This is a genomic window from Kitasatospora sp. NPDC096147, assembly GCF_044763225.1.
Taxonomy (GTDB): Bacteria; Actinomycetota; Actinomycetes; order Streptomycetales; family Streptomycetaceae; genus Kitasatospora.
In genome coordinates this window covers 641,839-652,080 of the sequence record NZ_JBIWFX010000001.1, presented here as the reverse complement: position 1 = coordinate 652,080, position 10,242 = coordinate 641,839, and the positions used below count along the sequence as shown (strand labels likewise).

Here is a 10,242-nt window from a genome sequence, read left to right as displayed (position 1 = left end):
ACGCGGGCAAGCGGGCAAGCGGGCAAGCGGGCAAGCGGGCAAGCGGGCAAGCGGGCAAGCGGGCAAGCGGGCAAGCGGGCAAGCGGGCAAGCGGGCAAGCGGGCAGCTCGGCGAACTGGTGGGTGGTGGGCGGGCGGTCGTTCGAGCAGCGGGCCGACGGGTCGGCGGTGCTGTGGTGCGTCGTCGGTACCGGTAGCACCTCGGGCCCGCCCGGTCCGGGCCGTCCGCCGGGGCTGCGCGGCGTCCGTCCCCGGGTGGGGGCCTCGGCTGACCGGGCGTCAGCCGCTCGTGGTGTCGGGCCGTCGGCCGGGGCCCGATGGGGCACCCTGAGGAGATGGAACAGCTCTCCGCGATCCCGGAGACCGCGCTGTGGACCCTGCACCACCGTGCGGTGGCGGCCCGTCAGCCCGGCACCACCTTCCACGACCCGAAGGCCGTGGAGCTCACCGAGCGGCTGGACTTCCCGTTCGCCGAGCGCTTCGGCAGCGGCCAGGGCCTGGGCAGCCGGATGCAGCGCCACCGGGTGGAGCTGATCGACGGCGAGGTGGCCGACTTCCTGCGGCGGTGCCCGCGCGGCACCGTGGTCTGCCTCGGGGACGGGCTGGAGACCCAGTACTGGCGGGTGGACAACGGCCGGGCCCACTGGCTCTCGGTCGACCTGCCCGAGGCGATCGGCCTGCGGGCCCGGCTGCTGCCGCCGGAGCCCCGGCAGCGGCTGCTGGCCTGCTCGGCCACCGACCCGGCCTGGCTGGCCGAGGTGGAGACCGAGCATGGGGTGATGGTGGTCGCCCAGGGCCTGCTGATGTACCTGCGGCCGGGCGAGGTGCACACCCTGTTCGAGCGGTGTGCCGACCGCTTCCCCGGCGGGACGCTGGTCTTCGACTCGATCCCGCACTGGTTCGGCCGGGCCACCCTGCGAGGCGTCTCCCGGCAGGCCGGGTACCGGGTGCCGCCGATGCCCTGGTCGGTCGGCGGTCGGGAGCTGCTGCGGGACCCGCGCACGGTGCCGCTGGCGGCCCGGCACGGCTGGCTGTTCCGGGTGCTGGCGCTGGACCTGCCGGACCGGCGGGCCCGGATCGTCGGGTCGGTCGGCCTGCCGGAGCTGTTCCGCGCGGGTTGAGCCGGGGCGGCGGACGGCAGACGGCGCCGGGAACCGTCCGGGGCCGCCGTACGTGGGAGTGTGCGGGGGACGGGCCGGGTTAGGCTGCGCACGACTTTCTTCGGCACCGCCCACCGGGTGCTGCCCCGCCCACGGAGGGAAACCGACCTTGCACCTCGACGTCTGGCTGGAGCACGTACCGCCCACCGCGGTCTACGCGGTGGTCGGAGTGATCATCCTGTTGGAGAGCCTGGGCATCCCGCTGCCCGGCGAGATCGCCCTGGTGACCGCCTCGGTGCTGGCCGCCAGCGGTGTGGTGAACCCCTGGGGCGTGGCGATCTGCGCGATCGCGGGCGCGATCGTGGGCGACTCGATCGGCTACTCGATCGGCCGCAAGGGCGGCAAGCCGCTGTTCGAGAAGGTCGGGAAGAAGTTCCCCAAGCACTTCGGGCCCGACCACCTGGCCACCGCCGAGCGCTCGTTCCAGAAGTGGGGGATGTGGGCGGTCTTCTTCGGCCGCTTCATCGCCCTGCTGCGGATCTTCGCCGGGCCGCTGGCCGGCGCGCTGAAGATGCCGTACTGGAAGTTCCTGATCGCCAACGTGCTCGGCGGCATCGTCTGGGCGGGCGGCACCACCTGGCTGATCTACACCGTCGGCAAGGCGGCCGAGCACTGGCTGAAGTCCTTCTCCTGGGCCGGCCTGGTGCTGGCCGCGCTGTTCGGCGTCGGCTCGGCCCTGGTCCTCAAGCGGCGGGCGGCCAAGCACCGCGCCGCCCACCCGGAGACCAGCGGCGGCACCCCCGTCCCGGAGCCCGCCCCGGCTGACTGACCGTCAGCGCAGCTCGACTAGCCTGGCGCGATGGAGATCACCGGCTTCGACTTCACCGCGACCGACTGGGACGACGTGCCCGTGGAGCGCCACCCCGGCGAGACCGGGGAGGCGCTCTGGCGCACCCGGACCTTCGGGCCGATCCGGGTCCGCCGGGTCGACTACACCCCGGGCTACCTGGCCGACCACTGGTGCCGCAAGGGCCACGTGCTCTTCGTGCTGGAGGGCGAGCTGGTGACCACCCTGGACGACGGACGGGTGGTCACCACCCGGGCCGGCTCCAGCTACCAGGTCGCCGACGACCGCGAGGCGCACCGCTCGGCCGCACCGGCCGGCGCCCGGCTGCTGATCGTGGACTGACCACCTCGTGCTCCGCCCGCCCCTCGGACTAGGCTGACGATCAGTCGACGGAACGGAGGGCCACGGTGGGCCAGGAGCAGTGGACCAGGGTGGACGAGTACTTCAGCGAGGTGCTGATCGGTGACGACCCGGTGCTGACGGCGGCTCAGGCCGCCGCCGACGCGGCGGGGCTGCCGAGGATCGCCGTGGCGGCGAACCAGGCGCGGATGCTCCAGCTGTTCGCCCGCTCGGTCGGGGCGAAGCGGATCCTCGAGGTCGGCACCCTCGGCGGCTACAGCGCGATCTGGCTGGGCCGGGCGCTGCCCGAGGACGGGCGCATGATCACCCTGGAGATCGACCCGGCGCACGCCGAGGTGGCCCGGGGCAACCTGGAGCGGGCCGGGCTCGGCAAGCAGGTGGAGGTCCGGCTGGGCCGGGCCGTCGACAGCCTGGCCGAGCTGGCGGCCGAGGGCGTCGAGCCCTTCGACTTCGTCTTCGTCGACGCCGACAAGGCGAGCAACCCCGACTACGTGGCCTGGGCGGTGGAGCACTCCCGCCCCGGCACCCTGATCGTGGTGGACAACGTGGTGCGCGGCGGCGCGGTCGCCGACGCCGACTCCACCGACCCGTCCGTGCTCGGCACCCGCCGCCTGCACGAGCAGCTGGCCGCCGAACCCCGGGTCACCGCCACCTCCGTGCAGACCGTCGGGTCCAAGGGGTACGACGGCTTCACCCTGATCCGGGTCGAGCGGTGACGCGGATGCGGATCGGTCTGCTCGGCACCGGCCCGTGGGCGGAGCGGGTGCACGCGCCCGCGCTGGCCGCCCACCCGGAGGCGGAGTTCGCCGGGGTCTGGGGCCGGCGCCCCGCCGCGGCGGCGGAGCTGGCCGGGCCGTACGGCGTCCCGGTGTTCGAGGACGTCGACGAGCTGCTCGCCTCGGTGGACGCGGTCTCCATCGCGCTGCCGCCGGCCGTCCAGGCCGAGTACGCGGTGCGGGCGGCCGAGGCCGGCAAGCACCTGCTGCTGGACAAGCCGGTCGCCCTGACGGTGGACCGGGCCCGCGCGGTGGTCGAGGCGGCGGAGCGCGCCAAGGTCGCCTCGGTGGTCTTCTTCACCCTCCGGTACCACCCGGACATCGCCGACTGGCTGGCCGAACAGGCCGCCCGGGACGGTTGGTTCACCGCGCGCGCGGAGTGGTTCGGCTCGGTCTTCGCCCCCGGCAGCGGCAGCCCGTACGCGGACTCGCCCTGGCGCCGGGAGAAGGGCGCCCTCTGGGACGTCGGCCCGCACGCCCTCTCCGTGCTGCTCCCGGTGCTCGGCGACGCCGAGGTGCTCTCCGCCACCGCCGGCCCGCTGGACACCGTCCACCTGGTGCTCCGCCACACCTCCGGCGCCCTGAGCCACCTCACCCTCAGCCTCACCATGCCGGTGGCCGGTGCGGTGGAGGGCGTGGTCCTCGAACTGCGCGGTGAGGCCGGCCGGTTCACGATGCCGGAGCGCCACGAGTCCCCGCAGCAGGCGTACGCCCGCGCGGTCTCCGCCCTGCTCCGCTCGGCGGCCGACGGCACGCCGGACCCGCAGGACGCGGCCTTCGGCCTGACGGTGGTCGAACTCCTCGCCGCCGCCGAGCAGTTGCTGCGCTGATCCGTTCGCGGTACCGGGGCCGGGACGACCACCGTCCCGGCCCTTCGGTGTTCCGGCGGCGTTCGGCCGGGGACGGTCGGCCGTCTCAGGCCGGCCGTCTCAGGTCGGCCGTCTCAGATGCCGAAGGCCGCCGCGTAGCGGACGGTGCCGGAGGGGAGCGGGACGGCCGGGTCGAGGGCGAGGGCCATCAGGGCCTCGTCGGGCACCTCGATGGAGAGCTTGATGCCGTGGGCGGAGGCGCGGGTGAAGCCGAAGCGCGGGTAGTAGCCGGGGTGGCCGAGCACGACCACGTGGTGCTCGCCCCGGGCGGTGGCCGCTTCGAGGGCGGCGCGGATCGCGGCGGCGCCCGCACCCGTCCGCTGGTGGGTGGGGAGGACGGCGCAGGGGGCCAGGCAGAGGGCCGGGGTGTCGTCGATGTGACAGCGCGTCAGCAGGGCGTGGCCGACCGGGCGGTCGTCGGCGTCGACGGTGACCAGGGAGAGGCCGTCGAGCCAGGCGGCGGGGTCGGCCCGCAGGGCGTCGACCAGATCGGCCTCGCCGGGGGTGGGGAAGGCGGCCAGGTTGACCGTGCGGACGGCGTCGGCGTCGGCGGGGCTCTCGGGGCGGGTGGTCCAGGAGGACGTAGGCATGCATCGGTCCGTTCGAAGGGGTGGTGCTCGGCCTTCGAACCTAACCGACCGGGCCGGGGTGCGGCGGAGCGCCGCGCCCCCGGGGGGGGGGGGCGGGGCCGGGGGGGCGGGGGGGGGGGGGCGCCCCGCCGGGGGGGGGGGGGCGGGGGGGGCGCCGCCGCTGGCGACGGGGGCTCAGCCCCAGGGGGAGGGGGCCGGCGGGGCGACCACGGGCGGGCGGTCGTCGCAGGTCAGGGTGTTGGGGAGCTCCCAGGGCGCGAGCCAGGGGCCGGTGGTGCCGCCGCCGTCGTTGCCGCCGAGGTCGGTGAGGGCGAACTCGGAGCCGGCGGGGGTGAAGTGGAAGGTGCCGCAGTTGTTGACGCCGACGGCGCCGACGTTGCGGGCGTCCACGTTCTCGAAGCTGGCCGCGCCGGCCACCCGGGCCGAGAGCACCGAGGTGCCGGTGCCGTCGATCCGCAGGTCCTTGAACTTCAGGCCGTTGATGGCCACCTGGTCCTTGACCGGCCAGTCGGAGACCAGCATCAGCGCGTTGTAGGTGGAGTCCAGCAGGTGGTCACCGGTCACCCGGATGTCGGCGTCGATGGAGCGGTCGAGGGCGTAGAACCAGATCGCGCCCAGCCCGATCTTCCAGTTCAGCTCGAACGTCCCGGCCCGGACCGTGGTGTTGTCGGTGATCGAGAGCTTCCCGGCGAACGGCTCGGCGCCGAACCGCGAGCCGGCGTGGATCGCGCTGCCCTCCCGGACCGGATCGGCCACCAGGTTGTTCGACAGGGTGGTGTCGGTGCCGCCGTAGATCGCGATGCCGTTGGCCAGGACGGGGGACTGCACGGTGTTGTGGTCGAAGACGTTCCGCGCGTTGGCGGTCTTCTCGGACCACATGGCCAGGCCGTCGTCCCCGGTGTTGCGGACGAAGTTGTCGGCGACCAACGAGTCGGTGACGGCGGTGTGGAAGTTGAGGCCGTCGGCGATCTGGTCGGCGATGACGTTCCCGGTCACCTTCAGCCGGCTCATCGGGCCGTCCAGCCAGAGGCCGACCTTGGTGTGGTGCAGGTAGAGGCCGGAGACGGTGGAGTCGCTGAGCGCGCCGCCGATCGCGTTCACCTGGTCGGTGTCGATCCGCTCCCGGACGTCGCCCTCGATCGCGAAGCCGGAGAGGTGGACGTTGCGGCTGCCGCCCTCGGCGGCGCTCTTGGCGTAGAGGCCGACGCCGGTGTGCACCGAGCCGTCGGGCGCGGGCTGCGGGAGGGTGGTCTGACGGCCCTTCAGCACGGTGTGCCAGCTTCCCGCGCCGACGATGGTGACGTCGTCCACGGTGATGTGCCGGTTCACCTGGTAGGTGCCCGGCGGCAGGTAGACCTTGAGCCGGGTGCGCTGGGCGAAGGCGATGGCGCGCTCGATCGCGGGGGCGGAGTCGCGGCGGCCGGTCGGGTCGGCGCCGAAGGCCAGCACGTTGGCGGCGAAGGTCTCGACGTGCGGGGCGCCCGCGAGCTCGGAGTCCAGCAGGTCGACCACCGTCCAGTCGGCGGTGGCGCCGCGCGGGACGGTGAGGCGGACCACGTCGCCGGCCCGGTACCGCTTGCCGAGCAGCAGGCGCTGCTCGTCGTAGAAGTGGCTCGGGCGGAACGGCTTCGCGATCTCCGGGGCCGGGGTGGTGGCGGCCGGGACGCAGGCGCACTCGGTGATCCACCAGTCGGGGTGGAGCAGGCCGGCCTGCGGGTCGTTGGAGAACGGGTACTGGTTGTAGAGCCAGGAGTACTCGGAGGTCAGCGTCATGGTGCGGCGGTTCTTGCCGTTGACGGTGACGTCCAGGGGAGAGGTGATCCCGCCGCCCCGGGGCGCGTCCGGGATGCTGTACCGGACGGTGATCGCGTCGGCCGCCGCCGGGAGGGTGAACTCCACGTACTGACCGGCCGTCAGCTTCACCGCCTTCCGCCCGCTGGCCTCGGCGGGCAGCGTGTAGGCGGTGCGGTCGGGGCCGATCACGGTGCCGGTGGTGACGGCCGACTCGGCCTCCTGCTCGGCGAATCCGACCCGGGCGCCGCGTCCTTCGGTGAGGGCCGGGGCGAGCCCGGCCCGGGTGAGGACGGGGGCCGGTGCGGTGGTGGCCGCCTCGGCCGTGGTGGTGAGCAGCGGGCCGAACAGGAGCAGGGTCGCGGAGAGCGGTGCGAGCGCCCTGCGGAGGTTCCGTGCCATCAGGTGCCTGTCTCTGGAGGGGGATTGGCACGTGACAGTAGGGCCTCCGCAGCTGCGCCCACAAGGTTCTTGCATTCAGTTGTTACTGATCTGCGCTTCTGATGTCAGGAATTTGCGAACGGCAGGTCAGCTGCGCCGACCCCGACGGGAGAGGCGGAACAGGACGAAACCGACGATCAGGGTGGCGCCCGCCATCAGCGCGGCGAGCGTGACGGTGGCGCCGGTGTGCGGGAGCAGCCCGCCCTGGTCGGTGCCGGAGTCAGGGGAGTGGCTCGGTCGCGGGCTCACACCCGGGGTCGGGGTGGTGCTGCCGCTGGGCGCCGGGCTGCTGCTGGGGCTCGGCTCGGGGCTCGGGGAGCCGGAGGGCTCGGGCGAGGGGCTCGGAGACGGGCTGGGGGACGGGCGCTGCACCCGGACGGTGGCGGTGCAGGCCGGGTCGGTGGAGTCGGCGAGGCAGTTGCCGCCGGCCCGGTCGGTGACCGCCGTGTTGACCATCGAGTCGTCGCCGGCGGCGGGCTGCCGGACCGTCACGGAGTAGGTGATGGTGGCCTTCGCGGCCGGGGCGAGGTCGCCGGTCCAGCTCAGCACCGGTGCCTGGTAGGAGGTCTGGCCGGTCGAGGCGGTGGCGTCACCGCCGTATTCGGCGTCGTCCAGCACCTCGGTCAGGTCGTCGGTGAGGTTGAGCTTCTCGATCGCCACGGTGCCGGTGTTCTCCACCGTCACGGTGTAGGTCACCCGGTCGCCGGGCGCGGCGTCGGCCTTGTCGGCGGCCTTGGTGACGGCGTACTTCGGGGCGTCCGTCACGGTGTTGCGCACCGTGTTGCTGTCGCGCTGCTGGGTGCGGCCGGTCTGGGCACCGGTGAAGGAGACCGAGCCGGTGTTGTCCAGCTTGGTCCCGGCGGCGGTGCCGGGCTCCACGGCAGCCTTGAAGGAGACCGTGGCGGAGGCGCCCGGCGCCAGGTCCGCCACCTGGCAGGTGACGGTCTGCCCGCTCGCCGAGCAGTCCGGGTTGGAGCCGGCCACGAAGCTCGCGCCGGCCGGCAGGTCGTCGGTCAGCGCGACGCCGGTCGCGGTGTCCAGGTCGGTGCCGGAGCCGTCGGCGTGCCGGTTCGTCACGGTGAAGGAGTAGGTCACCTGGCCGCCGGCCTCGACCAGCCCGGGCGGGTTGTCGTCGGTGCTGCCGGCCGGGTCGTTGGCCTTGGCGATCTGCAGGTCGGGCTCGACCGCCGCCAGCGCCAGCCAGACCGCCTGCGGGTGCAGCGCGTCGCCCTCGCCGTTGATCCGCAGCACCGCCTGCCGGCTGCCGGCCGGCAGCTTGCCGGTGATGTCGATGATCCGGGCGTCGTAGCCCAGGTTGTTGACCGGGTTCGGATCGCGGTCGGTGATGTTGCTGCCGGTGCCGTCGGCGGCCACCCGGTCGATCCGGCCGGTGAAGGCGTTGTCCTCGACCACCTGGCCGCTCGGGGTCGGCATCTTGAGCTTGGTGAGCGAGGAGGTGTCGGGGCCGACCTCCAGCGAGTCGCCCGCGATCGGGGTGTCGCCGTCGCCGACGGTGACGCCCATGGTGGCGGCGGGCGCCTGGTTCGGCGAGGTCCGGATGCCCGAAAGGGTCATCGTGGTGGCCGAGTTGGGCGGCCGCACCAGCTGGTAGCCGTCCCAGACCTGGAGGTAGCGCAGCGGTTCGGACGGGTTCTCGTACGCGACCACCAGCGACCAGCCGCCCCAGCAGCCGACGTTCTGGCCGCCGTAGTCGGCGGTGGAGGAGCGGCCCTGGCAGGCCTGGATGTCGGCCACCGTGTAGGAGCCCGAACCGGCCGCGCCCACCAGGTCGGTGACGTCCTTCACCCCGGCGTGCGCGGTGATCGGCTTGGGCGGGTTGCCCCCGGTCTGCTGGTCGAACCAGTCGTAGGTGTCGGCGGTCAGCCGCTGGTACCCGGCCGCGCCGGGCACCTTGAACTCGACCTGGTCGGCCTTCGAGGCGTCGCCCGAGGTGGAGGTGACGCTGGTGCCGTCCGGGTTGAGCTGCCAGTACAGCCGGGCCGAGAGCACCTTGGAGCCCGGAGGGATCGTCAGGGTGGCGGCGGAGGCGGTGTTCCCGGGTGCGTTCGGGTCGGACTTCACCCACTTGGTGCGGCCGTTGTTGTAGCTGTTGTCGGTGCACTCGTCGCCCTGGCTGTCGTCGCAGGCGAGCACCGAGTTGGAGGCCATCGTCAGGTTCCCGCGTGCCAGCAGGTTGACCGCCGGGTCCTGGCCGATCGGCCGCTCGGTGCCGGCGCCGCGAGTCTTGGCGGGGCTCAGCTGCGGGGCCGGTCCGGCGGCGACGGTGGCGATGGCCGCCACGCTCGCCGCGAGGGCCAGGGCGCGGGTGCGGGCACGTTGGCGCTGCACGTGGGTACCTCCGGTGCGGGTGGTTCCGTCCGCCGCTGGTCAGGACAGCGGAGATCGTCAAACAGTCGCAAACCATTACAGGTGACAGATCTCGCACAATATGGACATTCTGTGAATCGGCGTGGCGCGCCCTCCCGAAGGAGTGAGGAGGTGACGGCCGTTCGGTTCATCCGTCGTCAGCCGTGCGGCGCGCGACGGCGATCGGTTGCCCGGACCGGGTCCGCCACCGCCGACCGCCCCCCAGCGGAGGGCTGATCCTCCGTCAAGGCCGGGCCGCTCGGGACGGGTCCGGACACGGGGGGTGGGGCTCGACCGTCGCCGACCTGCTCGCCGGGCGGCCGAGGGCTCCCGGGGTTGCTAGGGTGCTGGGCGTCGTCCGGAGCCATGGGGGAGCGAGATGCAGCAGGGACAGCCGACGGATCAGCAGCCGGTGGTGGCACCGCCTCCGGGTCAGCGGTCGCAGGCGAAGCTGTGGGCGACCGGTGCGGCGGTGGCCAGCGCGTTCGCCGGCCTGGTCTCGGCCGGGGTGGCCATCTTCGGGAGCGGATCGCCTTCGGCGGCGCCGCCGCTGCCGGTGCCCGCCGTCACCGTCACGGTGCCGCCGGGGCAGTCGGGTCAGCCGGTGCCGGCCACCGCCGGTGCGGCACCGACGAGCGCCCCGGCCGTGAGCCCGGCGGCGCCGGCCGCCCCGGCGGGTGCGGTGCGGTGGTCCGGCGCGGTGGTGCTCGGCATGGAGGGGATCGACCTGGAGCAGGTGCCGCCCCGGAAGGGGACGGACTCCCTGTACTCGGACCGGCCGCGGGCCGCGCGGGAGGGGTCGAGCGGGATGCAGATCCAGGGCACCTCCGCCCGGTGGACCGGCTCCGGCGAGGCCACCGCGCAGGGCTGCCGGGAGCTGCTGGCCACCCAGTCCGTCGATGCGGTGGTGGTCGGGGTCGGCCAGACCGTCTGCGTGGTCAACGACCACTCGCCGATCGCCGCCCTCAAGGTCACCGGCACCCGCTACAAGGAGGGCTCCTACGGCCTGATCGAGGGTCAGCTGACGGTCTGGGACCTCCGGGCCGACGGGTCCTGAGGGCGGCCGGGCGCCACGGGTCCGAGTCTCTCGTGAGGGGGGACG

The 10,242-nt window shown here is 73.9% G+C and carries 10 protein-coding genes; 6 read left to right on the top strand and 4 right to left on the bottom strand.

Translation table 11 applies throughout. The annotated features are described in order from the left end of the window. The first annotated feature begins 334 nt into the window (after window positions 1-334). From ACIRBX_RS02645 to ACIRBX_RS02625, 5 genes are all read left to right on the top strand, one after another. Window positions 335-1,120, top strand: a complete 786-nt coding sequence (locus tag ACIRBX_RS02645) for a class I SAM-dependent methyltransferase (protein ID WP_402293312.1) — start codon at window positions 335-337, stop codon at window positions 1,118-1,120. Between the two features lie 148 nt (window positions 1,121-1,268). Next, window positions 1,269-1,928, top strand: a complete 660-nt coding sequence (locus ACIRBX_RS02640; RefSeq protein WP_402293311.1) for a DedA family protein — start codon at window positions 1,269-1,271, stop codon at window positions 1,926-1,928. 30 nt (window positions 1,929-1,958) lie between these two features. Further along, entirely contained in the window at window positions 1,959-2,288 is a 330-nt protein-coding gene (locus tag ACIRBX_RS02635) for a DHCW motif cupin fold protein (RefSeq protein ID WP_402293310.1), read from the top strand. 65 nt (window positions 2,289-2,353) lie between these two features. Further along, entirely contained in the window at window positions 2,354-3,022 is a 669-nt protein-coding gene (locus ACIRBX_RS02630; protein ID WP_402293309.1) for an O-methyltransferase, read from the top strand. A 5-nt stretch (window positions 3,023-3,027) separates the two neighbouring features. Continuing rightward, on the top strand, window positions 3,028-3,912 hold the full coding sequence (locus ACIRBX_RS02625) for a Gfo/Idh/MocA family protein (RefSeq protein ID WP_402293308.1): 885 nt from the start codon (window positions 3,028-3,030) through the stop codon (window positions 3,910-3,912). Between the two features lie 113 nt (window positions 3,913-4,025). On the opposite strand, the gene ACIRBX_RS02620 is transcribed toward ACIRBX_RS02625, so the two are convergent. The 4 genes from ACIRBX_RS02620 to ACIRBX_RS02605 form a co-directional block, all read right to left on the bottom strand. Continuing rightward, window positions 4,026-4,541: a GNAT family N-acetyltransferase gene (locus ACIRBX_RS02620; RefSeq protein ID WP_402293307.1), complete on the bottom strand. Its 516-nt coding sequence runs from the start codon at window positions 4,539-4,541 to the stop codon at window positions 4,026-4,028. 174 nt (window positions 4,542-4,715) lie between these two features. Next, window positions 4,716-6,734, bottom strand: a complete 2,019-nt coding sequence (locus ACIRBX_RS02615) for a glycosyl hydrolase family 28-related protein (RefSeq protein ID WP_402293306.1) — start codon at window positions 6,732-6,734, stop codon at window positions 4,716-4,718. A 126-nt stretch (window positions 6,735-6,860) separates the two neighbouring features. Continuing rightward, on the bottom strand, window positions 6,861-9,122 hold the full coding sequence (locus tag ACIRBX_RS02610; RefSeq protein ID WP_402293305.1) for a hypothetical protein: 2,262 nt from the start codon (window positions 9,120-9,122) through the stop codon (window positions 6,861-6,863). Window positions 9,123-9,572: 450 nt separating this feature from the next. After that, the gene (locus ACIRBX_RS02605; RefSeq protein WP_402293304.1) at window positions 9,573-9,710 is read right to left on the bottom strand and encodes a hypothetical protein; all 138 of its coding nucleotides are present in this window, start codon (window positions 9,708-9,710) and stop codon (window positions 9,573-9,575) included. A gap of 142 nt (window positions 9,711-9,852) precedes the next feature. On the opposite strand from ACIRBX_RS02605, the gene ACIRBX_RS02600 reads away from it, so the two are divergent. Next, complete coding sequence (locus ACIRBX_RS02600; protein WP_402293303.1) at window positions 9,853-10,197, top strand: hypothetical protein; 345 nt, start codon at window positions 9,853-9,855, stop codon at window positions 10,195-10,197. The last annotated feature ends 45 nt before the right edge of the window (window positions 10,198-10,242 follow it).